Below are 24,459 nucleotides of genomic sequence, written 5' to 3'. Positions count from 1 at the left end.
TTATATACCTCCTTCAAGTTTTCTTAATCTTTCATCGAAGCTAACTATTGTTTCAGCTAACATTATTTTTTCTTCATCTATTACAGGGTTTTCTATTATCTTCAATTCTTCTTTTATTTCTTCTATATCTATAATTTCATTATTTGCTGTAATTGCTTTTATTAAATTATTTGTATTTACTTTTTCGAGTAATTCCAAATTTTCGATTTTAAATATATTTTGATTTTCTGAAAGAGTAAAATTTGAAATATCTATATCGCAATTATGTTTTTCAATTATTTGATTAGAGGTTTTATCGCATATTATAATCATTATTTTACAACCTCCCAATCTACCGTAACTTTTATACTTTTAGACACAGAAGTATTTGTATTTCTGAAAAGTATTATTAAATTACTTCCACTAATATAAGCATTATCAACAAATACACTATTTTCGTAATCAGCTAAAACTCCTAAGTATGAATCTAATATTTTGCTTCTAAAATCAGCACGGTATGCACCAGTATAACCAGAATCAGCAATTGTTATGGATGATTTAGCTGTATTTGTAAGATTATCGAAAAACACAATACCTCTTAAAACACTATTAGTATTATTATCTTTGTATATCAATTTACCCTCTTTATACCCTGTGCCAATAGGAATTGTTTTTGTTAGTGCAGAGTTAGCTGGAATAGTATCTGTATAAGTTACTTGTCCGGTTGTTTGCTGTCCAATACTATTCCATGATACTTTATCCGCATCTGTTACAAATCTATGACTACTATCTTGAGTAATTATACTAGCTGAGTGTGTAGAAGGGTGAATATAATTATTTGCTCCTGTTGCTATTCCCGCAAGTTTATTTTTCTCTGTAGTTGTATAATCTTCAGTGCTCAATCCTTTTCCAGCAATTTTATCAACTTTATTATCTGATAAATTACCCATCCCATCTTTCATGGTATCAACTTCACTATTAAGTATTTTAATTTGGTTGTCTTGCATATTAGCTTTTTTATTTAAGCTTGATACAGAATTGTTTAAGCTATTAAGATTATCTTTTACAGTACTATCAACTATTGCGGATATAGTTGGTATCGTGCTCAAACTACTGTCATATTCTGCTACATACTCGTAATATTGTCCCTCTGTACCACCACTAACAGTAAAACCTAATCCATCAGTATCTATAGTAATAGTAGTTAAATCTATAGTAGTTAAAGCTCCAGTATCTTTATCAATAAGAGATACATTTTCTAAAGACTTAACAGGTATATTATTAGCAACTTGTATTTTACCACCTTGAACATATCCAACATCTCTATAAGCATTTTCTACGTATAGAGTTCCATCTTTATAGGCCTGTAGTATTTGAGGTGGTAACTTGGTTTCTATAGGTTCAGCTAACTGATAATTTAGTGCTTGTGATGGGAAATTAGCTTGTGCATCTGTTAAATCTGTATATGTTCCTTTTGGTACAAAAAACCAAAATCTATTATTAATATTAGTATTGTACTTACCTACATAATCTGCTGGTGGATCAGTTTGATATGGTACTTCTATTTTTCCAAATACATTTGTTTCACCATCTACACTATTAGTCGGTAGCTTCATATCACTTGGAATATTAATTTTTACGACATCAACATTAGTTAAATTATTTTGATATGATACTATATCTGCACCTGTAAAAATAACATCATCAATTACTCTCTGAATATGCACACCTTCACTAACATTAATTTCATCATACACGTTACCTACACTTCTTCCGATAGGAGGTAAATATACGACACTTTTTTTGTATGGTTCGTAAGGTGTCATTGAAGATGCTTTTTCAAGTTGTAATATTCCTTTTAGTGCATTCATGTCATTATCTCGAGAAGTTTTGTTATCATAGCTATAAAGTGTAAATCTAACATATTTAGCGTTAACAGGGGTTATGAAAATATCTGCTGTTCTATTCATTCCTCCAGTGCGAGATATTGCATTTTTATTTACATCATAAAACCAAGTAAAAGATTTTGGTGCTGTAGTAAGAGTACTTAAAACATATTGAGTGTTAGGCTCAACTGGGATATAGTTTTTACTTCTAAAAGCTGTATCTGTATCATAATCTGAGTTTATTCCTAATGCCGAATCTATATATCCATATTCTAATTCTCCATCAAATAGATTTTTACATATACTCTTAATACGTACTGGTAATGTAGAATTAGCACCATACGCAAGTTTTCCAACTTCTATATCAGTATAGTCACCTTCTAATATTCCGTATATTTCAAAATCAATATACTTACCTTCTGTGTTGTTACCTGGAACAACAAACTTAATATTGTTATTTGTTGTGTCACTAGATGTATTGAATAAAACTTTGTTTATACCTAGATTTTGTGGTAAGTTAATATCTGTGTCGATTATAGATTCATATCCGTTCATTACAAATGTACCATCTAAGTCTTTTTGTTTCACAATGTAAACTAACGTATACTGAGTTGATGATTGCAAATTAGTTGGTAATTTTGCATACTCATTCGTACTATTTTGTACCAGATGTATGCCATTAGCACCCTTAGTTGTTCCACTTCCAGCTATTACCCAATTTGCATAATCAACTCCATTGTCTGCATAGTTAAAAAGCGTATTTCCTCGTAAAACAACGTCACTAAATTGACCATTAGTTGCTGCTGAGGGCATTGGTATTATACTCGCAGTAGCTTCTATTGGTATTGTATTTTCTTGAAGTTCCGAACTAATTTTTTCTACTTCTGAATCTGTATAATCTTTTGCATTAGTTTCAGCTGTATCTGCTTTTGATTGAGCACCTGTAGGAGTTTCTTTTGCTGCTACTTCGGTATCTATCTTATCCCAATTGTCATTAAGCATAGTTTTTATGTTGAATGTATCATTACCATCTGCTACAGGATCTTTTTTATACAAACTTAAATTTGGTGTATTACTAGGCATTATACTTCACCTCCTGCAAATTTATTTAATTTAGTATTTTGAATATCATTTAAAGTCATTACATTATGTATGTCTTTAATAAGTAAGTAAGCAAATTTATATATAATGCTTAAATGTGCTGGCTTTATATCATCTAAAGCTTTTCTTAAATCTTCTAAATTAGAAGGTATTCCATAAATCGAATTGAATTTAATATCTAATTTTCCATTAAAACCAACCTCTACATTTCCATTTGTCCAAGCGTCTACAACCATTTTTATTAGCTTTGCATCTACTTTTCCATTACCTCTTGTTTTAGATTTAATTACTGATCTTCTTTCTTCATAGCTTTTAGTTATGTCTGTTTTAATATTTGATTCTTCTTCATATATAACAAGCCCCCATGTAGCAGTATCTATACTTAATTGTTTTTCTAAATCATCTATATCTATATCTTTATTTTTAAATTCTAAATCAATAGGAGTAAGTACATCATTTATTACCTTAGATTTTCTTTCATATGAAGGTAAATAACTTATCATTCTATCTTTATACAATAGTAACACCACCCATTACAGGTACTTCTTCATTTGTAAGAATAATATTTTGAGTTAAGTTATTCATAGTTAAGTTAGAATAATCTTTTATGCCTTTAGAATCTAAAATAATACTTCCTGTTTTGTTGTAACTTATCGGAATTGGAACGTTATTTTCATCTGTTTCAAATGCTAATTGTTTTATGTAAGAACTTATATTATCTTCTACAGATTGCTGCCTTACTGAATCTTCTATAGAAGTATCTTTGATGGCAACAAAACTAGTATTAATAATTTTAGGAGTAGCACTTGTTACAGTACAAAAAGCACCAATTGGAGCTTCTCCCTCTCCAGTTCCCCATAAAGTCCATTTATTTTCACCTTCTATATATATACCTTTAGGATCAATATGATTTTGTACTTCATTTACTAATTCAGCACTTGCAGGTTGTTTATTAGAATCTATAATAACTACTTTTACTGTATTATCTCCATTCCACAAAGGGAAAACCTTGCAATCTCCAACCCCTACTACTTCTTTAGCCCAATTACGATAGTGCCACTTGTTTCCACTTGTTGCAGGAGTTTTAATCCTTTCATAATATCTTTCTAATAACTGTTCATCAGTTTCAGCATCATATCCATCCGTAACAGCATTAAGGTTAGTAACAGTATTGAGTCCCGAAATAGTTATAGGAAAATATTTAATAGCGCCTACTGGAACATTACCTACACTTCCAGGAAGTTCACATTTTACTGTTACTTCTAACTGTTCAGTATTATCTATGGTTTTAATCTCCTGTGCTATGAAATTTACTGTATCAGCTGCAACTATATCTCCAACATTTATGATTGCACCTTCTGTACCATTTATAATTACAGTAGTAGTTGAATAAGTTGATTGTTTTTTTGTTATTCCAGTTCTTTCATATACTCGCTGCTCTAGTTCTTCACCTTCTAGATTTTCAATGCTAAGTTTTTTCTCTACACCATTTATTTTTTTATTTACATTTTCAAACTCTATTGAATTAGCTTTTGTAACATCATAATGAAATTCTCCTTCTGATTTATCATATTTATCAGAAATTTTACTAAGCATTCTATCTTGTATTATTTTGCTAGTTTCCATCTAAAAAACTAACCTCCTGTTCAAAGCTTCTATTATCTTTTAGATTTACTCTAAAAGATATATTGATTCTAATACCTTCTATATTTGTTGCAAAACTACTTATACTATCTATTTCTACATGCTTAATAAGTGCATTTGTAATTTCTCTTTTAATCTCAGATTCAACAAATCCTTTAGGATATTTTTTTCCTGCTAGAAGCTTCTTAATACTTATTCCATACTCATCTTCTTTATTTTCTTTTTCATAAATCTTAAATTTGAATTTTTCAGTTCGAAGTATTTTTTCTATCCAAACTTTCAGTGCATCTATATCTTCTACAACTACTAATTTACCGTCTCTTAATACAAAGTCACCATTTTGAAAATCAAATAAAAAACATCTACCGATTCCATTAGTAGATGTTTCTGCTGTTTCTTCTTCAATTTTCGTTGTTGCATTATTTAAATCTAGTGAAGGAAACATCTATACACCTCCTACAACTTTGTTATCTTGTCTATTATAAACCATGTTTGTTCATCTGCTGTATGACTTAATAATACTTCATCACCTTGTTTTAGTTCTTCTGTAAACTTAAAATAATTCTCTGTATTCCATAAGGATTTATCTGTAGAAGTTTGATATTTTCTTATATTTTCTAACATTAAACTATTACACATATATAATTGTTCTCTATATAAAATTACTTCTCCATTTAATATGGATATTTTTAATTCTGGTAATTTTTCTACTACTTTTCCAACTATATTTCCTATTTGAGTTTTATTTTCTCTTCCTTTAAATATCTTAGCTACTTCTACACTATAATCTTTTTCAGCCATCAAATCACCTTCTTTACTGTTATTGAACATTTATGAATACTGTTTTGATATGTGTGTTGACTTGTTTTAATCAGATATTTGCCTATTACTCCATAGTCCGTTACATTCAAATCTAACAATCTACCACATTTTATTTTATTGTTTCCAAGTAAATCTATAGTTATATCTTCACCTATCCTGTTTAATTCTTTAAGTTTATTTTTAGCTATATTATTAGCCTTAGCAGAATCTTTTTTATCTACACTCATAACATCTTGCAATAATCCAAACTTTCCTATATTAGCATTGTCTTTTGCACTAGCTATAATCTGTGTTGACTTCTCTTCATCAGAAACTACCAATATACTATTTTTCATTTCTTGGATACTTTCAGTTTTAGTTATGTTTCCTATTGCATCTAGTACATTAAATGCCTGTACATTAACAGCAGGTTGATATGTAGCCTGTATAGTCTCAAATCCTTGCTCTCTAATATATAAAGTATCTTGTACCATCTCATAAAAATACTTTTTACCTATTTCTTCTTTAACCTGTTTTAATATATCCGAAATCACTTCAGCAACTGTGTTATCTTTATATATTTTAGTTATTAGAGTTGCCATATTTGGAACTACTACTTTAACTCCAAATTTTTCGCATATCTTTTCAATGGATTTATTTGCAGAACTCTTATAAAACTGTATTATAGTTTTACTTTTGTTAAGATAAAAAGCATAATCAAAAGCTGTTATATCTTTACTATATCTATTAGTAGTAACATCTGTTATTATCCCTCTAAAAGTTTCAATATTATTATTATATTTAATTATTTTATCTCCAATTTCAACTAGATCATAATTAACTAAATATTTATCTTCTTGATTTCTTACTACACTGAAATCAACTCTAACTCCTAGAGTTTCAATAGAATCTTCCCATTTTAAATTACCAACTATTGATGTTATATTATGCTTTGCACCATCATTTTTAATTAAATAAAGTGTGTAATTGTCCAAACTATACACCTACTTTTGTGAACGTATATTCTTTTAAATTTAAATCATACTTTATATCTTCATTTTTCATTAATCTCGGATTAAAACTTTCTACAGTACAAGCCATATTGAGAAATTCAACTCCGTTTGCATATGTTACTACAATTCTAGCTGGAACTTTTAATCTCTGTATTTTTTCTATAAAGTCAACATAACTTTGTCCATCACTGCTACTTCCTACTTTAAGCCATTTGTAATCATGAGTAGGGAACATAGAAGATATAGACAACGTTCTAAGTCCCATATCTCCTATTAGATTTAATATACCTGCATTAACAGTTTCAAATTCTTCATTATTTTGTGGTTGCTCATATCCTAATTCATCAGGAACTACAGGAAATACTTTAATTTCATTGTTATTATCATAACTCATTACTATATTCAATCGTCTACCTCCTATGCCAAGTTTGGTTTATTGTTATTTACTGCATCATGCACAGTTTTTAATATTGTATTTTTTAGATTATCGTCTCCATAAATCGGAGAATGGAAATTTACTATTATAGGTTGTTGGTTTGTATAGTTATTTACAGTAGTTCCATTGCCTTTACTACCAAGAATATTATTTGCTTGGTCTAATAAGGATAAAGAACGCGGTGTTTTCTTTAATGGTATAGCTATTTCTGGACCAGCTTCTCCAAATATTGAAGCTTCTGTTGCTATTCCACCTTTTGCATATTTAGCTATTTTATTTGGTACTCCAGAATTATTAACTTTATTGTCAAGTCTATTAGGATCTATTCCAGTTTCACCTCTAGCATCGGCAGCTTTACCTAGAGATCCACCTCTACTCCCTCTAGTCTCATAACCACCTTCTCTAACTGATTTAAAGAAGCCATTTGCATCATGGTCTTCTAACCATTTATAGAACTTAGCAGCCTTTTCTTTAACAGTGTCCCAGTGTGTAGCAATTAAGACTAACCCACCTACTATGGCTGTTATCCATCCTACTGGTGTCAGTGATAAAGTTCCACTAAATGCTAAGGATGCTAATTCTGCAAGTTTTAAAGCACCTTCAACTAGTTTTATAACTTTTATTGCTCCATATAATATTAAAAATGCTTCACCAAAGAATTTTATTTCATCTTTATTATCTTCCACATATTTTATTACTTTTTCGATAGAGTTATATACTTTATCAAATACTTCAGAGGCCTTGTCTGCTATTTTATCCATAGTTCCATCTTCTTGCCATCTTTGCAAAGTATCAGCAACATTTTGTATTTTACCTTTTAATTTATCAAGTGCTGAACTAGCCTTAATAGTTCCATTCTCTTGCATCCCTAATATTTTAGCTAGAGAAGATTTAGTTATGCCCGTTATAGTAGACCACATTCCACGACTTGTTTCACTTAGTGCTTTTGCTCCACCTTTAAACTTTTTCTGCATCATACTTTGTACTACGTCCATTAATTTAATTTGATCTATGACTTGACCTTTAGAGTTAAATATAACACCTTCACCATACTTTTTATTAGATTCTGCTAATATCATATCTTTTCTTAATCCGAATTCTTTAATTCTCTCAAATTCTCCCACAGCAATATCTGTCATCGCTTCGGTTGCTTGGGAGATTGATTTATTTGTACTACCAGCCATATTAGCAACATCTTTTAACCATCGTTTAGAACTTAATCCATATGTCTCCATTGTTGCTGTAGCTTCTACTACTGCACCTGTTTCAAATGGTGTTTTATTTGCAAATCGAACTGCATTAGCCATTAATTTACTAGCCTTTTTAGTATTTTTAGTAGCTGTCTCTAATTGTACTTTGTACCCTTCCATATTAAAAGCTTCGCCAAACCCTACTTTTGTTGCTAACCCTGCTACAACGGTTGCCATAACACCTGCCATTTTAGCTGTTCTATCTCCAACTCTTTCAAAATTCTTTATTGACTTATTTGCAAAATTTGCTACACGTTTAGTTGCTCTCTGTGTTTGTTTGTCCATGTTTTTTACATTTTTGCTTGCTCTTATTAATCCTCTTGACATGTTGTCTCTTAAAGATAATATTGTTGCTATATTCCTCGATGCCACTTAATCACCTCTTTTCACCGAATATAGATTTGAACTTCATTTCGTCATACTTAACTGTTTCTTCGTTATTTTTTTGTATTGCTCCAGTGATTAAAAGTTTTGAGAAATAATCAAGTGTTGGAATTTTTGATAAATCTTCAAATGGAGTTCCTTTAGCAAGACAATATCTAAATATATTAAAATCTATATTATCTTGCTCTATTAGTTTTTTACTTCTTCTTCAACCTTTTCTTTTACACTTTCACTACTAAATGCTTTATCTATTTTATCTGCTAAATTTTGAGTTTCATCTATTCCAAATACTTTAAATGGCATATCCATTGGATCTTTTATTTCTAAACTTTCTCTCAATTTTTTATCTTGTAAAAACTCGCAAGTTATATAAACCAATTCTTTATTTGCTTCATATATTTCTGTTAAATCTTGTCCTAACACTTCACCTTTTTTGTTGAACTTAAAAGCATTAGATATTCTATTTGAATATTCTATAAGTTGATTATCAGTAGGTCTATTAAATCTAACTAACCCAAACCCATCAACCTCTATGTCTGTAAATTTAATTCTTTGTTGTTCTTTTTCTATTGCTTTCTTTCTAAATACTTCTAATGTTAAAACTGTATTTTTATTCATACATAATCACCTTTTCTTGTTTAATTAAAATAACCCCTACAAACAAATGTAAGGGTTTATTTATTATAATTTTTCTACTGTTGCAAATTTAAACGGTAATTCCATTTCAGTTATAGCTGTATCATGTGCAAATTCTTGTATAGTCATAGAATCAAAAGTTACCTCGCCATACTTATATCTATTAACTTTTCCATTATTACTTTCCATTTTTGCTATTATGTCTATATCTTCAATCCCATTATTCGATGCACTATCTACATAAGCATCTATTAACTCTTGCTCTGTTCCATCACGTCTCAATGTTAGTGTACCTGTCCCCGACCAACCGTTAGGAATTTGCACCTTACCATAATGACCGTCTCTAGGATCTGTAATTTCCTCATAATTTTTCGTAATTATAACAGAAAGATTATATGTATTTGTATACCTATTTCCACTTACCCAAGCCTTACCATTTTTCCCATGATAATAATTATCTGAAATTGGCATCTATATCACCTATCCTTTCTATGCCATCAGTATGGACAAGTCTATATCTTCCATAGCATTTAAATATTTAACTTTTCCACCAACGAATACGTCTGTTCCAACTGTCATTTCTTTTACTTTGTCATCATCCCAACTGTCAACAATCTCTTTCCCATACTTAGGAATATTAGCAAGTCTTTGTTTTGCTATATTAACATTAGCAATGTTTTTATAATTTGGATCCATTATTTTATCCATAGCCAATGAACTAAAGTATGCGTTCATAGCACCAAAAAATAAAAATTGATTATCAGCTTCGTTTTTATATCTTCCTTTATAACTATCATTCCAAACTTTATACACATCAGAAAAAGTTAAATCCATAGATTCAACAATCATTATAAACTTCATATCATCTGTAATTCCACTACCAGTAGTTTGCAGACTATTTACACCTCTTGCAACTTTAACTTCTCCTTCATCGTTAAATAGTGCAAATTCTCCATTACCTATAGCTGCATCTAAATCATCAGGTTCTACTACACTTTCAAACTTTTCTAATACTTTTGCTATAACAGATATATCTAAGCTTAATCCTGCTAATAATCCCATTAAATAGCTTACAGCCTTATCTCCTGTTTGTTCTGCTCTTTCATCTTTAAATGTTACTTTTTCATTAGTAAAATTAACAACATGCATATTATCACTTGTAGTAGCTTTATATACAAATGTTTTATATCTTTTTTTATCATTCAAATTTGAAGATTTTACAAAACTGACTAATTCATCTGTTTCTACTTGAGTAGCATCTACTATGCTTATCCAGCAATTGAGAGGAACTTTGCCTTTAATTAGTTTTAGAGTATCTGCTAAAGTTCCTGTTGTATCCATTCTGAATACATATAATTTTTTAGGTGTTCCCTCTAAACAATCTTTAATATACTGTATATTTTCTGCTGTATATTTTGCTTCTTCTATATTATCTAAATCATCTATACTTGTGTATTCTACACTTGTGAAATTTGTATCTGTATCATCTTTAATTATTAATACAGCATAACCTTTTTGACCTCTCTGAAAAGCACTTACTCCTAGACTTATGAAATCTAGTATAAATTTTGGCATTGTTATATTTGCCATTGATTATCACTCCTTTCTTAAATTAAATCTAAATCACCCATAAAACCTACTTCTTTCACTTCAACTTCTAATTGTAAATCTAAATTTTCTACGATTGGTGTATTATCAACTTTTTCATACTTATCTGTTAGCATTAATTCAAAGCTACAATGTAAAACTTTATCTACTGTATCAAATTCCAATCTAAGTATGTTCAGTACAGATCCATCATTTAAATACAATTTCTGATTTAGAAATAATTCTTCTAATTCGTCTTGTATATCCATATTTTCTAAGTAATTTTCATTTCTATCCTTACTGAAATAATAAATTCTAACAGTCATATTTTTATCTTTTGCATCGTTCATAAAATCGCTTGAATTATCAGTATCTAATTTCAATAAAAAAGAAGGTCTGATAAGACCTTCTTTTTTGTCTGGTGTAGTTATTTTAGTATTTGCATATTTAATTTCAAGCCTTTGTACTACACATTTATATATATCACTATTTTTTATCATTCTACACCACCTTATAAACCATGTTCATTTATTAGTTCATCTAGCCAATCCTGTGTATCATTAAAATACTTATTTTGAAATCTTTTTTCTGCATCTTCCATAAAGTTATAACCTACTACAAAACCAATTTCATTTTTATTTTTGTCTACAATTCTATGTCCTTTATTTAATAAATGTGCTAAAGGGTGACTATTATAAACTCTTATGCTTAAATCTTTACTTTGATACATATATGGTTTCCCACGTTTGAATCCATTTTCTACGTCTTTACTCTCTCCTTGTCCAGTACCTATGCCTTTACTTTTATATACATTTTTAGTTTCTTTTCTCAATTCACTTCCTTCTCTTTTTATAAAGTTTCTTGATTCTTTTTTCTTAACATCCATTGCTAAAGCTAATAAATCCTGTTCAAAATCAGCAAAATCATTTTTTGACACAGTTATTTCCTCCTACTCATGAACAATTTTTGTATTAAACATCCAATATTGTTCTCCATTATTAGAGTAAGGGAAAAATTCTAATACCTCATATTTCAAATTTTGATTTTTAAAAAACATATCTATTTTAGGTTCTTTTATACTCAATCTTCTAACTTTTATTTTTTGTGTAGTTATAACCTCTGTAACATCTGTTCCACCAACTTTTCTTATACTTCCTTTACGATCAGATATTAACTCTGCAAATATATCTTTTATCTTTTCCACTTTATCATCATCTGTTCCTAAGCGTTCATTTTTTACAAGTACCGTTCCCCATAATTCCATTTTTGTAAATTTCATATTATCACCTATTCAGTATAATCATAACTATATTTTAATTGTGCTAGTATAGCACTTAATGATTTTTCTAAATTTTTAGATATAGTACCTATAATAACTATATTTCTATTGTCGTACCAATGTCTAATCAGCATTCTCATAGCTAAATTAAATAGATTACTTTCTGTATCTACATTAATATCTGTAGCATTTATTATATAGTCTTTTGCTGTATCGATTAATATTTGTATATCTTCATCGTCATCTGTATAGTCTATTCTTAACCATCTTTTAGCTTGTTCTATAGTTACCATATATCCACCTGCCTTTTTTAAAAAAGAGCATAAAAAAAAGAGCCTCTGCTCTACCTAATTACTCTATAGTTATTTCACCATACACAAATGCATCTTCATCAACAAGTTTTATATCTTCTCTAGTTATAGCTCTAGTATCAGTTCTATTTTTCTTAAATGCATCACCACCAACTTGCGTACTCATTAATGAAATTGCATCTCTGTCAAATAATGTAATAGCTTCTTTTAAAGAACCCATTATAATTGGTGCTTTAATTCCTAAAGTTGTATCATTAGCAAGTGTTTTATTGCTATACTTCAATATTGGATATTCTCCAAACAATAATTTTTTAGTTTTATCAGTTGGATCTGATTGTAATAAATAATTTCCCTGTGAATCCTTTTGAGTATCTAACCAATTAAATCCAGTTTGATTTGTAACAACAACGGACATTTCTGCAATTGCAGGATCTAGAGTTTCATTAAAAACAGATTTTAAATCATCAAAGTTGGTTATAGCTGTTTTAGCTTTAGTATTAAGAATATCAACAATCAATTTATTTCTTGTAGCTACTTGTTTTCTAGCTAACCATCTATTTAAATATGCAGACAAATTTGCATTATTATCAGCTAAAAGATTGTTAGGAATTGGTAAAATGCCACCCCTATCCTTTATTGCATAAGGAATATTTACAAATTGAGGTGTATCTGTATCAGGAATATCAACTCCTTCTGTGAATTCTGTAAACGGAGTATAAAGTGAATCTTTTTCTATATTTCTACTCCCTGTAAGAGTTGTTACTGACTCTACATTTACAAGTTCTTCTAAAGATTTATACTCTCTTTTCAACTCTTTTATTGCTGTTTTTTGGTCTACAGGTATTAAAAATCCACCATCTTCTCCTGTTGAACTTGATAAAGCATTACTAAATTTTTGTAATAATTCCTGATCTTCTATTGATATTCTTTTGCCTCTCAGAGAATTAAAGAATGCTTTGCTATATTTAGCATCATTATCAACTTCAATTTCATTTCCTTCGACTTGATTCATATTACCAGCATTAATAGAATTTTCTGCGTCTGCTTTTTCGGCTGCTTCTTTTTGAATTTGAAAATTCAATTTAGCTTTCATAGTTCTAATTTCTTCTGCCTTGTTGTTTATTTCTTCTGCTTTTACTCCTTCTTTGTTCATAAGTGCATCAGCTTCATTATTTAATTCTTTTAACTTTATTCTAATTTCATCTGATATTTTCATAATATACACCATCCTTTAAATTAATTGTAATTTTAATTTTGCTTTCGCAATTTCTAGTTCTTCATTATTTGAATTTCCAACTACTGTACCCTCTTCAATTTCATTTGTGATTTTGCCTTTTAATTCATTTCTAATTTTATCTATTAACTTTTGTGGTAGCATTCCATTTTCCATATTAGCTGCAAATTTAACTCCATCATCAAACATTATGCTATCTACAAAACCTTTTTCTTTTGCCTCTTGAGCAGTCATGAAAGTTTCATTAGACATAAGATTTAATAATTCTTCTTGTTGCATTCCAGTCTTTAGGATATATGCATTAGCTATTGATTTATCTATGCCTTTTAGAACAGTCGCACCATTTTCAAAGTTTTGTGCATTTCCTCTTGCTACCATAGATGCTCTGTGAATCATAACTTGAGCTGTAGGAGATATTGATAAAACATCAACACCCATCGCAGCTACACTAGCAGCACTAGCAGCAATACCAACTATCTTACCTGTGGTTTTACCTCTATAATCTTTTAATGCTGTGTAAATTTCACTTCCTGAAAATACATCACCACCACCACTATTTATAATAACTTCTACTTCTTCTCCATTAGCCTTTTCTAATGCCCTGTTAATGTCTCTAGGACTTGTAGCCTGTATATCTAGCCAGTCATATATCCATTTATCACTATCGCTAACAATAGCACCTTTTACATCTATTTTCATTATTCACTTCCTCCTTTCTTCCACTGATTGCCAACTTGATTCAGCTTAATATAATTACCATTTCCAATTAAATCATCAGCACCTTCCTTATATGGTTGATTTAATTCTTCTCTAGCCTCATTCGGTGACATTAAGAAGTTTTGTATATAACTAGAATAAACTTCTGCCTGTGTTTTGCTGTCCATTTTGAATAATACTCTTTCATTTATGTGTAGTCTCATTCCATTTTTAATCTGTCCTTTAGAAGTTAATTTATATGTTACTTCCTGTTCATACGAGTTGAAGGAAGGATGTAAAGTATTAACATAGAAATCAAGTTGTTGTGTCTCGGAATTGCTGTAACTAGATTTTTCGTAATTATTAATTACATTCGGCTTAACTCCAAAAGCTGCTGCTATTTGTAGCGCACTGAATTTATTGTTTTCAAAAAACTGTGCATCTGATAATTTCATGTCCATTAACTGAGCTTGCATCCCTAATGGTAACGGTATGAATTTCCCACTACCACGCTTCGCCGAAAAATTTTCTAATTTTTCAGCCAATGCATCTTCACCTTTTTTATTGATATCACCTGTATAATGTATAAGAATTTTGCTGCCAAACATATTATTTTCATATAGCTTCTTTAAAAAATTGTCTGCATTAAGCCTACTTTGTATTTGAGCTTGCAATATATCTTTTGTTGCCATGCCAACTAACCCATTTAGACTCATACCTGTTTTAAAATGTAGTATTTCATCTTGCGAAAATGTCCACTGTTTACCTGTATTGGAATCTGTCCAAACATACCATATGGAATTTGTGTTACCAAATATTCCGGCATTATCTATCCATATCGATACTTCTTTGCTAGGTAATATCCATAATTTACAAGGTTCACCTTTGTTAGTTTCTATATAGGCATAAGCATTTCCATAGTGCAATTTATTGAGCTCTATGCATCCCCAAAAAGTAGAAGCAGAATAATATTCATTAGGCCTTATGTTTAGCAATATATCTATGTTGTTATCTACAATCTTTTCTTTGCCCTTTTTTTGTGTAATTTTGCGTTTTTCCCAAGGCATTTTACTTTGAGTTTCTGATAAATGTTTAAGACAAGTAAAATATACAACTTCACTAAGTTCGCTTGAGCTTGAAATGTTGTTAGTATCTAAGCCTATACTTCTGAAAAATTCTTCTGCACCTGGATCATTTAGAGTGAAACCAGTTCTATTTACTATTTTTTGTAAGAATCCCACATTTCCTCACCCCCTTTCTTATGTTTTTGCTGCAGCTATACCTAATATTATAAAAGTAGTTCCTAAAACATATAAGAAAGCTATATGGTTTATCAAAAAAGTTGCATAATTTATATAAATCACACCCAAAATAAACAAGCACTCCGGTATGTTGCTAAAAACAAGCTTTTTAATTTTTGTATTTATATTGGAAATAAGTTTTTTAATTTTCATCTTTGCCACCACCATATAATCTATTTAGGTACTCCTCAGATGTATATTTATTAGTATTAATCAATTCATTAGTATTGAATATCGCTCTACTTAAGCTCATCACTAAAGCTATTATTCCATCTATTTTGAATTTACTTCTTTTCTTAGAATATTTTATATTTACTGCATCGTCTGAAACAGCTACAACATTTTTAGCCATAAATCTAAGAAAACTATTATCAGCTATTATTAACCTTTCTTCTAACAGCAAGTTTTCAAAGTCTTTTATAACAGGAGACATTGTTTTGAATCCTTGTCCCATTTCAGCTACATCATATTTATCTTCTAGTTTTGCTCTAACATCTTTTGCACCCCATCTATCGTATGCTATTTCTAAGTTTTTGAAATTATATTCAAGGTCAATTTCTTCAACATCTTCAACCATGTGATTTACATTTATAGATTTTCCTTCTAGGGCTATTAATTCTCCTTTTTTAACATATGTATCATATCTTATATTATCTCTTTCAGAACGCTCCTCTAAAGTATCTAAAGGTGTATACATTCTAGGATATACTATATACTTATCTCTTTCATCATCGTAAAAAGTCCTTAGATAAGCTGTTATATCTTGGCATAACGACATATCTAAACCACCGCAATACTTAAGTCCACTTAAATCTTCTAAATCTATATCTTTAACACAAGAATCCCATAGGTCCATATTGATAGCATTCTCTATATCAGTAGTTACGTGCTGATTAAGGTACAATCGTCTAAATGCATTTTCCCTAGTCTTTAATTTCATAGCTTTTTTAGCGAAATCTTGTAAATCTTTAAGCTTTCTAAACATTCCTAATGCTGGATTCGCTTTTACTTGTTGTTCTATATCATCCATCTTGCAATTTTTATCAGCTTCATATATCTTATAATAGAACGCCTCGTCGGTGAATTCACCATTCTCCAAACATTTACTATAAGTATACATTTCCATTTCTAAATTAGCAGGATCCTCACCACTACTGGCTGTTGTTGTCATGAATAAAAGCGGATCGTCCCATAATCCCATACCAGTTCTTAACTTTTCATAAGCTTTAGCATCTTTGTATTCGTGTATTTCATCTAATACTACGCAATATGCTGCATATGAATCAAGTCCACCACCATCATTGCTCAATACTCTTAAATAACTATTAGTAGCCTTTCTGTACATAAACTTTCTACTATCTGTGATTTTTACATATTTCTTAAGGGTTTTATTATTGGTTATCATCAAGTTTATTGTATTAAACAAGTTACCAGCTTGCGTTTTATCATTAGCAACTATTATATATTCAGCACCGAATGTGTAATCTGTGAAATATAAGTAAGTCATGATCCATGCTGTCAAAGAACCTTTACCGTTTTTACGACCTATGTCCAATAATGATTCTCTAAAACGTCTAAAATTTGTTTCTATATTCTTGATGCATAATATTTCTGTTATTATTTCAAATTGAAATTTTAAAGGCTTTATTTTTTGGCCTTTTTGCCCTTTGTCTAGTTCTAATTTAGTTATAAACTTATAAAACTTTCTAGCTTCATCCTCATCATAATAATATTTATCATCATTCCATTTCAACTTCAATTCTTCTATAAGTTCATCCAAATCATATTCAATTTGCTCTTTTATATGTTTTTCTATAAATGCCCTTAATTTTTCGTTCATATCACCTCACCTACTACTTAGAAATCATCGCTTCCATTTCTGGATCTATTGGTTCTTTTGTCAAATTAGAATTACTATTTTTATTCATCCTCTCTCTAGAAGCTGGAGTCAGTCCTAATTCTTTAGCCCCCTGTAACATTTTTTCTTGAGCTTTATTGGAAATACTTTCTTCTGGTCTTTGCTGTACATATCCATTTGGGGTTTTGAACGTAAGCCCTTCTTTTAATAATGTGTTCTCGCACTGTTTCCATTTCGAATAATTCCTGCAATAAATTTCTAAAGTTTTTAAATCTTTAGATGTAAATTCTGCTCCTTCCTGTGCTAATATTTTATATACTCTTTTCCATTCTTTTTTTGCTTCTTTATCTAGCCAACTTGGACATGTTTCTTTTTTAGTTTTCTGCTCTTTTGATTCTGTTTTTACCATAAAATCACCTTTTTACCCCCCCCTCACCCTAAAATCTATGTTTTTTTGCACACGACTTGGGGGATACGGTCTTGATACAGACGTCAAAAACTTTAATATACCCCCTACCCCATATAAATGCAATTTCAATAGAAATATTAATATTTTCTAATACCAATCAGGTCTATCTCTGTTATATGTCTTTTCTTCCTTAGTTATCAGCTCGCCACATCGTTCGCAATGATATATGTCTATCCTTTTCCATTCACTATTAAACCCACAAGACGTTTCATACTTCTTCGTTTCTAAGTGAACTAACTTATGATTGCATTTCAATCCACTGCATCCTCCTTTTGGTGGTTGTGCTACTGGCTTATAATTTGGTTTATATTTTGATGGTGGTAATTCATTTTTGCCAATCATTCAATCACTCCTTATATTCTTTTTCATATCTATTTATTAAACTAAATAAATACCGTTGCATATTTCTTTTGCTTTCATCACTCTTGTCATATTCTTTATGTATCTCTGCATGACTTGCATCTGATAAGTAAATAAGATTAGTAATGTCATACACTCTGTCATTGTTATCCTTTACAGGTTCTATATGATGGCTCAGTGTTCCATATATTATTTCATCATACTTGTATAACTGGTATATATCTAACCCTTTGAACTTATGCTTGCATTGCTCTGTAAGTTTAATCCATATTGGATTATGATATATTGCATAAGATTCTTTATCTCTAAAATACTTATCATAATGTTTATTTCTTGAATTTTTTTCTTTCTTTGTCTTTGAAGCGCATTTATCGCAATATTTCTTTTCAAATTCAATTTTTTTACCACATCTGCATAATCTCATATGTGCCATATAATTACCTGTAGTCTATCCTTCTGATAATGCAGTCAACAACAATACGATAAATATCATTAAAAATAATGCTGCACATATCCATATTGGACTTAAAACCCATAACCAAGACCAACTTATTTTATTTAATAACTTTAATGTTATGAATAATAGTTGTAATAAACCTACAAACCCTACTCCATTACTACTTCCTGCATTTTCTTTAGACATCAATACTTCCTCCTTATCTATAATCTACTCATTGCTTTTCTTAGTTGCTTCTTAGTCTTTCTAGTATATATTCGCGTAGTATTAATATTACCGTGTCCTAACACGTCCGCTACTTCATCTATTGTAAATCCTTCTTCCATCATTCTAATGCCAGCTAGATGACGAAAATTATGAGCATGAGCTTTCGACAACTTGACTTTTGCCATTCCTGCATATTTTTTTATAAGATTATCTATACTTTGTCTACTCATTACATTATCGTTATTTTTATTAACAAATAAAGATCCACCAATAGGCTGTTTTCTGTCTCTTATGTAATCTTTTATATATTCTCTCAAATCATCTGTAATAGGTACATCTCTTGCTTTTTCTCCTTTCCCTATTACTGTTATATAATCATTAGCCACATCTGAGACTTTTAGTTGTAATACTTCTGAGACTCTCATTCCTGTTAGATACAAAGCATAGAATAAAGCTACAGCTCTTAAATCTTTTTCTCTAATAGCAATTCTTACAAGCCTATCAAAGTCAGTCATTTCTAACAGTTCGTCTAGATATTCTTGTTTTTGTATCTTAATCAATTTAACTTTAAGAATCTTTATTAAATCTATTTTTTCATTCTCATTGATCCATTCTAAATATTTTTTTAGACTAAATAATTTTCTATTAATAGTTTCAGGCTTTAAATTTTTTTCAAATAGTAAATCACTTTTATATTCCTCAACGTTTATATTTTTTATTTCTTCTATATCTTTACAATCTATAAATCTATCAAATTGTTTTATGTCTGTTATGTAATAAGAAATGGTATTCGGACTTTTATCTTCTCTTTGTTCTTCTATATAATCTTCTAAAAAATCTTTTATCTTCGTCTTTAATCCACTCCTTTATCTATAGATTTATTTATTACATAACACTAATAATGTAATACTTCTTTGATTCCCTTTAGTTCTTTGATATTACTTTGTTTCAACTACATTTTTTATGTAAAATAGTTTTTAGTATTTTTTTGACATTTCCTCGTCTTTGTATTATATAAAGATAAATAAAAAGCAGACAAAACTGTCTGCTTTTTTAGGGAGAGAAATGTTTATTTAGAAAAATGTCTTTCACTATTACCCTACAAAATAGAAAAAGTTTGACGTTAGTGTCAAACTTTACATAAATTTTTTTATTTTTTTTAAATTATTCTTTGCTCTTTTCAAAGTTATACTTACCGTTCCTTTTGTTACTCCTAACTCATTTGATATTTGTACAATAGTTTTATTATCGAAATAGTACATATTTAATATCTCTTTTTGTCTATCTGTTAAATATTCATTCATTGCAATTTTAAGATTATTTTTCATTCTCTTGATTTGCATATGATTCGTATTCATATTTTTCTGCCCCATGATAGAAAAGATGAGGTCTTGATTTTCTGCTGTTAACTGTATATTCTGCACTACGCCACCACTCCTTTTTGTAATAATTTCTGGCTTCTATTCCTATCTCTCTTGTTGTTCTATATATATTTGATAATTTATTCAATCTATCTTTTAAATCATTTATTTCATTGTTTATGTAGTCTATCTTAGATTCCTTTTTAGCTTTTATTTTTAATTCTTCTAATTGCTTTTTTCTATTATTTAGTTCTCTCATTTTTCTACTTAATAACTTACAGCTATTTTGATATTCTTTTCCGACATCTTGTAATCTCAATATTCTCCCTCCTTTAAAATAAAAAAGTCCCAAGATAACCATTTTAAAAAATGTTTATCTTGGGACGCTTGGTCCGCTACTTGATTTCTATGTAATTCATCTGTTTACATTTCTTACATCTTATTTTTAATTTACCTTTTAACTCTCCTAATGTTTTCCCACAGTTTTTACATTTTACTTCTTTCATCCTGTGTCCCCCTTCTAATCTTATATTTAACGTTACTTATATTATTTTTAATTGATATTGAGCTTGATAATTATTAATTCTATTTACTGCAGTTTCATAATAATTTTTATCTAATTCAAACCCTGTATATTTTCTATTAGTATTTATAGCTGCTACTGCAGTAGATCCACTCCCCATACAATTATCTAATACTATTTCATTTTCATTTGTATATGTCTTTATTAAATATTCAAGTAAAGCAACAGGTTTTTGAGTAGGGTGAAGATTACAAGTTTGCTTATCCGAACTAAATACTAGAATATCTCTTGGGTATCTATCCGTTTCCCCACCCCCATTAATTTCTTTAGATAATTTTCCATATAACTCCGACTTATTTTGAGTTGATATATATTTTGTATAGTTATTTATAGGTTTATGTCCGTAAGTCTTTTGAGGGTTATATGTTGGTGCTTTTTTATAAAAAATTAATATATTTTCATGAGCTTTTAATGGTGCTTTATTTACATTTAAGTGACCTGTAGCCTGTGTCTTTTCCCATATCCATTCATACCTAAGTAATTTTAAGTTGCTACACCCAAGTATCTTGTCAAACGGAGTTTGTGCAAACAATACTATTGCTCCGTTATCTTTTATTATCCTTTCATACTGATCCCAAAGCTTATCCAATGGTATTATAGAATCCCATTTACACCTCGTTGTGCCATAAGGTAAATCACATAGAATCATATCTACACTGCAGTCTTTTATTAACTTCATTCCTTCCAGGCAATCCATATTATAGATTTTATTTAATTCCACTATTTTCTCACCTTCTATCTATTACTTTTAGCTTTTTCTAATAACTCATCTATTTCAGCAGTTAAACAGCCTTCCTCTAAATTTTCTTTTATATACTCATTAGCAACTCCCAAAAGTTCTATGTATTCACGATTCTGCGACATTAAGCTATGTTCCTTAGATAGTAAGTCTATATAAGCTTTTTTTATATCTGCTATGTGTTTTAATAGTATGTCATTTTCCATTTTACGTTCAGCATTTTCTTCTTTTAATCTCTTTTCTTTATCTTCAAGTCTACACAATTCTTTATCTAGTACGTCAAAGGTATTTACTTTCTTTACTATTTCCTCTGCATTTTCTCTATTATCCTTAATTTCTAATATATTTTCGTCTGCATCTAATATCATGTTATTTCCAAAAATATTCATAAGTTTTAATGGTAATTTCATTTTTACCCCTCCATTACTTTTGATATTTCTTTGTTTATATCCGCTCTAATATTCCTTGCATCTTCAATTAAAAGACATTTATTACATCCTACATTTTCATCTTCCTCTTTGCATTTACAAGGTATATTCTTTAATTCTAAAATAGCATTTTTAAGATATATGCTTGCATTAACTCTCTTTTTTCTTGCTTCATGGTGTTTTAGAAATATATTCAAGTAAATATACATAAATAAAGAAAACCCGATAATTAAATAACCTAATATTTCACTAATCAGTTTCAATTTATCTAACACATTCTTACTTCTTTCTCATCTTCATCAAACATATACGCACCATTTATTTTAAATCCTTCCGAATCTCTCACTGTTAAATCCTCTCCATAATCATTCGCCAACTGTTGCAGTTCTTCTATTAATTCATTTATTTTCATGTGATTATCCCTCCATGTATTTTATTATTAACGACTATACTCGAGTTCCAATAGTCATACCATCGCAAAATTCTTCAAAACCTTCATACTCATTATTTTCAAGACTTTCAAGGAATGCATTACTTATGCAGAGCATCAGCAAATTTTTATCTTCTTCCGATACATGTTTTTGAAAATCTATGTCTATATGTAACTTTCCATTATCGTTTATAACTGCATATGCTTTTTTGATATGCTCGGACATTTCTTTTGGTAACTTTAACTCTTTTCTGTTTAAACTTATATTTTTAATTTCTAATAAAAGATTTTCGCCATTATATATTTCATCACTTTCTCCATCTTTTAAGTCCAATATTTGCTCTATTACATGTTTTATTTCATATTGTTCCATAATTCCGTTTAACTGTTCTCTAATCCACTCTTTAATGCTTTCCTGCTCTTGTAGAGTTTGTTTCTCTCCTTCAAACAATTCTCCAGTGAATACATTTACTATTATCATTAAATTCCCCTCCTACCAATGCTTATTAAGTGTTTTATAATACTCAAATAGTCCGTTCTTTATAAGTCTTTTCTTAGCTTTTAAAATTGTATCTATGCATCTATCTAGTGCATCTGCAACTCCTCTCGTACCGTCATTATCTACATATTTACAAATGTACTCTAATTCTTCCTCACTAAGTTTTTTAACTCCTAACTTCCCCATAATATCCTCCTAAAAATATAGATGGAATCTTATTTTAGTCCTGTCCGTCTTGATTTGAACTAAGTTCATGCCCTAGTTCTTTCAATTTATCTTTTACTTCTTCTATTCCTCTACTTCCTAAATTCCTAACTTTTTTTAGGTCTAACTCACTTCTTTCAGTAATTTTAGACACAGTATCTAATCCAGCTCTACATAGGCAATTATATGTTCTTACACTAAAATTCAATTTATCAATATGCATAGTCAACCCCCCAGTTTCGCAAATATCTTAATCCCCTGCGTTTAACAAGCTTCTAATCTTCTCTTTTGAGCTGCAACTACTAACTCATCTAGCTTTTCACTTAACTTAACTGTTTTTTTATGTGTAGCTCCATATTTCAAACAAGATTGTGCTACTATCTCTCTATACATTTCTATCTCTGTATTTTTAATTACTTTACCAGCTTCTTTTTTAACTGCTTCATCATTAGTAATTTTCATAGCCTTCTCCATAATTCCCCTTACTGTTAGTTGCTTTAACATGCTTATTCCCCCCAATTCTTTATTTAATAAGATTCTTCAAATTATGTATTTTAATAGCTTCCCACTTCTTGCTTTTTTCTTGATTTACTACATCTGTCATTTCGTCTAATTGTCTTAACATTATTCTTACATCTTCCATTTCTTCCTCGATATTATGTTGTTTACCCCTTAGATATTTTGTGATTGCTTTTTGCAACTCGCTTAATTCTTCTATTGCTACTATTAGCTGGGCATCCGTTCCAAATTTTTCAACAGCCTGTTTATATATATTCATATTTCCCTCCTTTTATCTAGAATGGAATATCATCATCATCATCTAATGCCTGAAATCCTCCTGTATCTAAGCCTACAGGTTCAAAAGATTTTTCATCATTTTTCCAATCTACTATTTCTATACCGCCATACATATCAGCTTGAATGTAATTTCTTTCTTTCCAATCATCGTTTTCATCTTTCCAAGTATCCCTATGGTATGATCCTTTAATGTTTATTCTTTGCCCTTTATAAAGTAAATTTATTAACTTTTCAGCACCTTTTGAAAGCTGTTCGACACGTAAAAAATCGGTAACTTCTTTATCATCTTTTTTGTATCCTCTCCCTTTTGCTACTGTTAAAATAAGCTTAGGTGTCCCATTTGGAAGAAACTTTAATTCCGGATCTCTTGCTATCCTTGCATTAGTTAGTACAGTACAATTCATATAATCCCCACCTTTTTTTACAAAATTATTATTTTTTTTAAATCTTTAACATTCAAAAGTTCTAGTGCTATATCTATACTTTCTTGTATCCCACACCCAAGTTTTTCTCTTACCTTTTCAGCTT

38 protein-coding genes and 1 pseudogene are annotated in these 24,459 nt (G+C 29.7%); all 39 read right to left on the bottom strand.

Going from position 1 to position 24,459, the window contains the following annotated elements; translation table 11 throughout:
• The 39 genes and pseudogenes from Tmeso_RS13895 to Tmeso_RS13710 all read right to left on the bottom strand — a co-directional run bounded on the left by Tmeso_RS13895 (position 1) and on the right by Tmeso_RS13710 (position 24,335).
• Positions 1-312 (bottom strand): hypothetical protein, encoded by a 312-nt coding sequence (locus Tmeso_RS13895; RefSeq protein ID WP_099192240.1) that lies wholly within the window; start codon positions 310-312, stop codon positions 1-3.
• A complete protein-coding gene (locus Tmeso_RS13890) occupies positions 312-2,948 on the bottom strand; it encodes a hypothetical protein (protein WP_099192238.1) in 2,637 nt (878 codons plus the stop codon). The genes Tmeso_RS13895 and Tmeso_RS13890 overlap by 1 nt, the downstream gene beginning before the upstream one ends.
• The gene (locus Tmeso_RS13885) at positions 2,948-3,484 is read right to left on the bottom strand and encodes a putative phage tail protein (RefSeq protein ID WP_242967936.1); all 537 of its coding nucleotides are present in this window, start codon (positions 3,482-3,484) and stop codon (positions 2,948-2,950) included. Before Tmeso_RS13885 ends, Tmeso_RS13890 begins: the two co-directional genes overlap by 1 nt.
• A complete protein-coding gene (locus Tmeso_RS13880; protein WP_099192236.1) occupies positions 3,477-4,592 on the bottom strand; it encodes a baseplate J/gp47 family protein in 1,116 nt (371 codons plus the stop codon). The genes Tmeso_RS13885 and Tmeso_RS13880 overlap by 8 nt, the downstream gene beginning before the upstream one ends.
• The gene (locus Tmeso_RS13875) at positions 4,582-5,055 is read right to left on the bottom strand and encodes a DUF2634 domain-containing protein (protein ID WP_099192234.1); all 474 of its coding nucleotides are present in this window, start codon (positions 5,053-5,055) and stop codon (positions 4,582-4,584) included. Before Tmeso_RS13875 ends, Tmeso_RS13880 begins: the two co-directional genes overlap by 11 nt.
• An 11-nt stretch (positions 5,056-5,066) precedes the next feature.
• The gene (locus tag Tmeso_RS13870; RefSeq protein ID WP_187296375.1) at positions 5,067-5,411 is read right to left on the bottom strand and encodes a DUF2577 family protein; all 345 of its coding nucleotides are present in this window, start codon (positions 5,409-5,411) and stop codon (positions 5,067-5,069) included.
• Entirely contained in the window at positions 5,411-6,406 is a 996-nt protein-coding gene (locus Tmeso_RS13865; protein WP_099192230.1) for an XkdQ/YqbQ family protein, read from the bottom strand. Before Tmeso_RS13865 ends, Tmeso_RS13870 begins: the two co-directional genes overlap by 1 nt.
• 1 nt (position 6,407) lies before the next feature.
• Positions 6,408-6,830, bottom strand: a complete 423-nt coding sequence (locus Tmeso_RS13860) for a phage portal protein (RefSeq protein WP_099192228.1) — start codon at positions 6,828-6,830, stop codon at positions 6,408-6,410.
• 11 nt (positions 6,831-6,841) lie between these two features.
• Positions 6,842-8,482 (bottom strand): hypothetical protein, encoded by a 1,641-nt coding sequence (locus tag Tmeso_RS13855; protein ID WP_099192226.1) that lies wholly within the window; start codon positions 8,480-8,482, stop codon positions 6,842-6,844.
• 201 nt (positions 8,483-8,683) lie between these two features.
• Entirely contained in the window at positions 8,684-9,112 is a 429-nt protein-coding gene (locus Tmeso_RS13850; RefSeq protein WP_099192224.1) for a hypothetical protein, read from the bottom strand.
• Between the two features lie 63 nt (positions 9,113-9,175).
• On the bottom strand, positions 9,176-9,601 hold the full coding sequence (locus tag Tmeso_RS13845; RefSeq protein WP_099192222.1) for a phage tail tube protein: 426 nt from the start codon (positions 9,599-9,601) through the stop codon (positions 9,176-9,178).
• 18 nt (positions 9,602-9,619) lie between these two features.
• A complete protein-coding gene (locus Tmeso_RS13840) occupies positions 9,620-10,720 on the bottom strand; it encodes a phage tail sheath C-terminal domain-containing protein (RefSeq protein WP_099192220.1) in 1,101 nt (366 codons plus the stop codon).
• 17 nt (positions 10,721-10,737) lie between these two features.
• Positions 10,738-11,217 carry a phage tail terminator family protein gene (locus Tmeso_RS13835; protein WP_099192218.1) on the bottom strand — a complete coding sequence of 160 codons (480 nt, stop codon included), beginning with the start codon at positions 11,215-11,217 and terminating at the stop codon, positions 10,738-10,740.
• 11 nt (positions 11,218-11,228) lie between these two features.
• A complete protein-coding gene (locus Tmeso_RS13830) occupies positions 11,229-11,654 on the bottom strand; it encodes a hypothetical protein (RefSeq protein WP_099192215.1) in 426 nt (141 codons plus the stop codon).
• A 12-nt stretch (positions 11,655-11,666) separates the two neighbouring features.
• Entirely contained in the window at positions 11,667-11,996 is a 330-nt protein-coding gene (locus Tmeso_RS13825; protein ID WP_099192213.1) for a hypothetical protein, read from the bottom strand.
• Between the two features lie 8 nt (positions 11,997-12,004).
• Positions 12,005-12,289, bottom strand: coding sequence for a head-tail connector protein (locus tag Tmeso_RS13820; protein ID WP_099192212.1), 285 nt, complete (start codon positions 12,287-12,289; stop codon positions 12,005-12,007).
• Between the two features lie 58 nt (positions 12,290-12,347).
• Complete coding sequence (locus Tmeso_RS13815; RefSeq protein WP_099192209.1) at positions 12,348-13,523, bottom strand: phage major capsid protein; 1,176 nt, start codon at positions 13,521-13,523, stop codon at positions 12,348-12,350.
• Positions 13,524-13,538: 15 nt separating this feature from the next.
• Positions 13,539-14,240: a head maturation protease, ClpP-related gene (locus tag Tmeso_RS13810; RefSeq protein ID WP_099192207.1), complete on the bottom strand. Its 702-nt coding sequence runs from the start codon at positions 14,238-14,240 to the stop codon at positions 13,539-13,541.
• The gene (locus tag Tmeso_RS13805; RefSeq protein WP_099192205.1) at positions 14,240-15,478 is read right to left on the bottom strand and encodes a phage portal protein; all 1,239 of its coding nucleotides are present in this window, start codon (positions 15,476-15,478) and stop codon (positions 14,240-14,242) included. Before Tmeso_RS13805 ends, Tmeso_RS13810 begins: the two co-directional genes overlap by 1 nt.
• An 18-nt stretch (positions 15,479-15,496) precedes the next feature.
• Positions 15,497-15,691 carry a hypothetical protein gene (locus Tmeso_RS13800; protein ID WP_099192202.1) on the bottom strand — a complete coding sequence of 65 codons (195 nt, stop codon included), beginning with the start codon at positions 15,689-15,691 and terminating at the stop codon, positions 15,497-15,499.
• Entirely contained in the window at positions 15,681-17,378 is a 1,698-nt protein-coding gene (locus Tmeso_RS13795; RefSeq protein ID WP_099192199.1) for a terminase large subunit, read from the bottom strand. The genes Tmeso_RS13800 and Tmeso_RS13795 overlap by 11 nt, the downstream gene beginning before the upstream one ends.
• 13 nt (positions 17,379-17,391) lie before the next feature.
• On the bottom strand, positions 17,392-17,805 hold the full coding sequence (locus Tmeso_RS13790; protein WP_099192197.1) for a phage terminase small subunit P27 family: 414 nt from the start codon (positions 17,803-17,805) through the stop codon (positions 17,392-17,394).
• A 147-nt stretch (positions 17,806-17,952) separates the two neighbouring features.
• Entirely contained in the window at positions 17,953-18,207 is a 255-nt protein-coding gene (locus tag Tmeso_RS13785) for a hypothetical protein (protein ID WP_099192195.1), read from the bottom strand.
• Positions 18,208-18,211: 4 nt separating this feature from the next.
• Entirely contained in the window at positions 18,212-18,658 is a 447-nt protein-coding gene (locus Tmeso_RS13780) for an endonuclease (RefSeq protein WP_099192193.1), read from the bottom strand.
• Between the two features lie 15 nt (positions 18,659-18,673).
• Positions 18,674-18,868, bottom strand: coding sequence for a hypothetical protein (locus Tmeso_RS13775; protein ID WP_099192191.1), 195 nt, complete (start codon positions 18,866-18,868; stop codon positions 18,674-18,676).
• A gap of 17 nt (positions 18,869-18,885) precedes the next feature.
• Positions 18,886-19,449: a tyrosine-type recombinase/integrase gene (locus Tmeso_RS13770; protein ID WP_145993169.1), complete on the bottom strand. Its 564-nt coding sequence runs from the start codon at positions 19,447-19,449 to the stop codon at positions 18,886-18,888.
• A 48-nt stretch (positions 19,450-19,497) separates the two neighbouring features.
• Positions 19,498-19,734: pseudogene (locus tag Tmeso_RS17215) on the bottom strand (phage integrase N-terminal SAM-like domain-containing protein); the annotation flags it as partial.
• 291 nt (positions 19,735-20,025) lie between these two features.
• Positions 20,026-20,217 carry a sigma-70 family RNA polymerase sigma factor gene (locus Tmeso_RS13760; RefSeq protein ID WP_187296374.1) on the bottom strand — a complete coding sequence of 64 codons (192 nt, stop codon included), beginning with the start codon at positions 20,215-20,217 and terminating at the stop codon, positions 20,026-20,028.
• Complete coding sequence (locus Tmeso_RS13755; protein WP_099192183.1) at positions 20,207-20,569, bottom strand: hypothetical protein; 363 nt, start codon at positions 20,567-20,569, stop codon at positions 20,207-20,209. Before Tmeso_RS13755 ends, Tmeso_RS13760 begins: the two co-directional genes overlap by 11 nt.
• Before the next feature lie 223 nt (positions 20,570-20,792).
• A complete protein-coding gene (locus Tmeso_RS13750) occupies positions 20,793-21,554 on the bottom strand; it encodes a DNA-methyltransferase (protein ID WP_330400364.1) in 762 nt (253 codons plus the stop codon).
• A 14-nt stretch (positions 21,555-21,568) separates the two neighbouring features.
• On the bottom strand, positions 21,569-21,982 hold the full coding sequence (locus Tmeso_RS13745; RefSeq protein ID WP_099192181.1) for a hypothetical protein: 414 nt from the start codon (positions 21,980-21,982) through the stop codon (positions 21,569-21,571).
• Between the two features lie 2 nt (positions 21,983-21,984).
• Positions 21,985-22,275, bottom strand: coding sequence for a hypothetical protein (locus Tmeso_RS13740; RefSeq protein WP_099192179.1), 291 nt, complete (start codon positions 22,273-22,275; stop codon positions 21,985-21,987).
• Complete coding sequence (locus tag Tmeso_RS16550) at positions 22,269-22,412, bottom strand: hypothetical protein (protein WP_187296373.1); 144 nt, start codon at positions 22,410-22,412, stop codon at positions 22,269-22,271. Before Tmeso_RS16550 ends, Tmeso_RS13740 begins: the two co-directional genes overlap by 7 nt.
• Positions 22,413-22,446: 34 nt before the next feature.
• Positions 22,447-22,911, bottom strand: a complete 465-nt coding sequence (locus Tmeso_RS13735) for a hypothetical protein (RefSeq protein ID WP_099192177.1) — start codon at positions 22,909-22,911, stop codon at positions 22,447-22,449.
• 12 nt (positions 22,912-22,923) lie between these two features.
• The gene (locus Tmeso_RS13730; RefSeq protein ID WP_099192175.1) at positions 22,924-23,115 is read right to left on the bottom strand and encodes a DNA-entry nuclease; all 192 of its coding nucleotides are present in this window, start codon (positions 23,113-23,115) and stop codon (positions 22,924-22,926) included.
• A gap of 34 nt (positions 23,116-23,149) precedes the next feature.
• On the bottom strand, positions 23,150-23,356 hold the full coding sequence (locus tag Tmeso_RS13725; RefSeq protein WP_099192173.1) for a DNA-directed RNA polymerase subunit alpha C-terminal domain-containing protein: 207 nt from the start codon (positions 23,354-23,356) through the stop codon (positions 23,150-23,152).
• A gap of 41 nt (positions 23,357-23,397) precedes the next feature.
• Complete coding sequence (locus tag Tmeso_RS13720; RefSeq protein ID WP_099192171.1) at positions 23,398-23,637, bottom strand: aspartyl-phosphate phosphatase Spo0E family protein; 240 nt, start codon at positions 23,635-23,637, stop codon at positions 23,398-23,400.
• Between the two features lie 19 nt (positions 23,638-23,656).
• The gene (locus Tmeso_RS13715) at positions 23,657-23,911 is read right to left on the bottom strand and encodes a nucleoside triphosphate pyrophosphohydrolase family protein (protein WP_099192169.1); all 255 of its coding nucleotides are present in this window, start codon (positions 23,909-23,911) and stop codon (positions 23,657-23,659) included.
• Positions 23,912-23,927: 16 nt separating this feature from the next.
• Positions 23,928-24,335 (bottom strand): single-stranded DNA-binding protein, encoded by a 408-nt coding sequence (locus Tmeso_RS13710; RefSeq protein ID WP_099192167.1) that lies wholly within the window; start codon positions 24,333-24,335, stop codon positions 23,928-23,930.
• Positions 24,336-24,459 lie beyond the last annotated feature (124 nt).

The sequence above is a fragment of the Tepidibacter mesophilus genome (assembly GCF_002724055.1).
GTDB classification, from domain to species: Bacteria; Bacillota; Clostridia; order Peptostreptococcales; family Peptostreptococcaceae; genus Tepidibacter_A; species Tepidibacter_A mesophilus.
Note: the sequence above shows the minus strand (reverse complement) of the source record. Positions and strands in the feature narration are given on the sequence as shown.

What these genes read in the sequence shown, in the direction of transcription:
- Tmeso_RS13895 (WP_099192240.1), bottom strand. Translation starts at nt 312, where the DNA reads ATGATTATAATATGCGATAAAACCTCTAATCAAATAATTGAAAAACAT.
- Tmeso_RS13890 (WP_099192238.1), bottom strand. Translation starts at nt 2,948, where the DNA reads ATGCCTAGTAATACACCAAATTTAAGTTTGTATAAAAAAGATCCTGTA.
- Tmeso_RS13880 (WP_099192236.1), bottom strand. Translation starts at nt 4,592, where the DNA reads ATGGAAACTAGCAAAATAATACAAGATAGAATGCTTAGTAAAATTTCT.
- Tmeso_RS13875 (WP_099192234.1), bottom strand. Translation starts at nt 5,055, where the DNA reads ATGTTTCCTTCACTAGATTTAAATAATGCAACAACGAAAATTGAAGAA.
- Tmeso_RS13870 (WP_187296375.1), bottom strand. Translation starts at nt 5,411, where the DNA reads ATGGCTGAAAAAGATTATAGTGTAGAAGTAGCTAAGATATTTAAAGGA.
- Tmeso_RS13850 (WP_099192224.1), bottom strand. Translation starts at nt 9,112, where the DNA reads ATGAATAAAAATACAGTTTTAACATTAGAAGTATTTAGAAAGAAAGCA.
- Tmeso_RS13845 (WP_099192222.1), bottom strand. Translation starts at nt 9,601, where the DNA reads ATGCCAATTTCAGATAATTATTATCATGGGAAAAATGGTAAGGCTTGG.
- Tmeso_RS13840 (WP_099192220.1), bottom strand. Translation starts at nt 10,720, where the DNA reads ATGGCAAATATAACAATGCCAAAATTTATACTAGATTTCATAAGTCTA.
- Tmeso_RS13835 (WP_099192218.1), bottom strand. Translation starts at nt 11,217, where the DNA reads ATGATAAAAAATAGTGATATATATAAATGTGTAGTACAAAGGCTTGAA.
- Tmeso_RS13825 (WP_099192213.1), bottom strand. Translation starts at nt 11,996, where the DNA reads ATGAAATTTACAAAAATGGAATTATGGGGAACGGTACTTGTAAAAAAT.
- Tmeso_RS13820 (WP_099192212.1), bottom strand. Translation starts at nt 12,289, where the DNA reads ATGGTAACTATAGAACAAGCTAAAAGATGGTTAAGAATAGACTATACA.
- Tmeso_RS13815 (WP_099192209.1), bottom strand. Translation starts at nt 13,523, where the DNA reads ATGAAAATATCAGATGAAATTAGAATAAAGTTAAAAGAATTAAATAAT.
- Tmeso_RS13810 (WP_099192207.1), bottom strand. Translation starts at nt 14,240, where the DNA reads ATGAAAATAGATGTAAAAGGTGCTATTGTTAGCGATAGTGATAAATGG.
- Tmeso_RS13800 (WP_099192202.1), bottom strand. Translation starts at nt 15,691, where the DNA reads ATGAAAATTAAAAAACTTATTTCCAATATAAATACAAAAATTAAAAAG.
- Tmeso_RS13795 (WP_099192199.1), bottom strand. Translation starts at nt 17,378, where the DNA reads ATGAACGAAAAATTAAGGGCATTTATAGAAAAACATATAAAAGAGCAA.
- Tmeso_RS13790 (WP_099192197.1), bottom strand. Translation starts at nt 17,805, where the DNA reads ATGGTAAAAACAGAATCAAAAGAGCAGAAAACTAAAAAAGAAACATGT.
- Tmeso_RS13785 (WP_099192195.1), bottom strand. Translation starts at nt 18,207, where the DNA reads ATGATTGGCAAAAATGAATTACCACCATCAAAATATAAACCAAATTAT.
- Tmeso_RS13780 (WP_099192193.1), bottom strand. Translation starts at nt 18,658, where the DNA reads ATGGCACATATGAGATTATGCAGATGTGGTAAAAAAATTGAATTTGAA.
- Tmeso_RS13775 (WP_099192191.1), bottom strand. Translation starts at nt 18,868, where the DNA reads ATGTCTAAAGAAAATGCAGGAAGTAGTAATGGAGTAGGGTTTGTAGGT.
- Tmeso_RS13760 (WP_187296374.1), bottom strand. Translation starts at nt 20,217, where the DNA reads ATGAAAAATAATCTTAAAATTGCAATGAATGAATATTTAACAGATAGA.
- Tmeso_RS13745 (WP_099192181.1), bottom strand. Translation starts at nt 21,982, where the DNA reads ATGAAATTACCATTAAAACTTATGAATATTTTTGGAAATAACATGATA.
- Tmeso_RS16550 (WP_187296373.1), bottom strand. Translation starts at nt 22,412, where the DNA reads ATGAAAATAAATGAATTAATAGAAGAACTGCAACAGTTGGCGAATGAT.
- Tmeso_RS13735 (WP_099192177.1), bottom strand. Translation starts at nt 22,911, where the DNA reads ATGATAATAGTAAATGTATTCACTGGAGAATTGTTTGAAGGAGAGAAA.
- Tmeso_RS13730 (WP_099192175.1), bottom strand. Translation starts at nt 23,115, where the DNA reads ATGGGGAAGTTAGGAGTTAAAAAACTTAGTGAGGAAGAATTAGAGTAC.
- Tmeso_RS13725 (WP_099192173.1), bottom strand. Translation starts at nt 23,356, where the DNA reads ATGCATATTGATAAATTGAATTTTAGTGTAAGAACATATAATTGCCTA.
- Tmeso_RS13720 (WP_099192171.1), bottom strand. Translation starts at nt 23,637, where the DNA reads ATGTTAAAGCAACTAACAGTAAGGGGAATTATGGAGAAGGCTATGAAA.
- Tmeso_RS13715 (WP_099192169.1), bottom strand. Translation starts at nt 23,911, where the DNA reads ATGAATATATATAAACAGGCTGTTGAAAAATTTGGAACGGATGCCCAG.
- Tmeso_RS13710 (WP_099192167.1), bottom strand. Translation starts at nt 24,335, where the DNA reads ATGAATTGTACTGTACTAACTAATGCAAGGATAGCAAGAGATCCGGAA.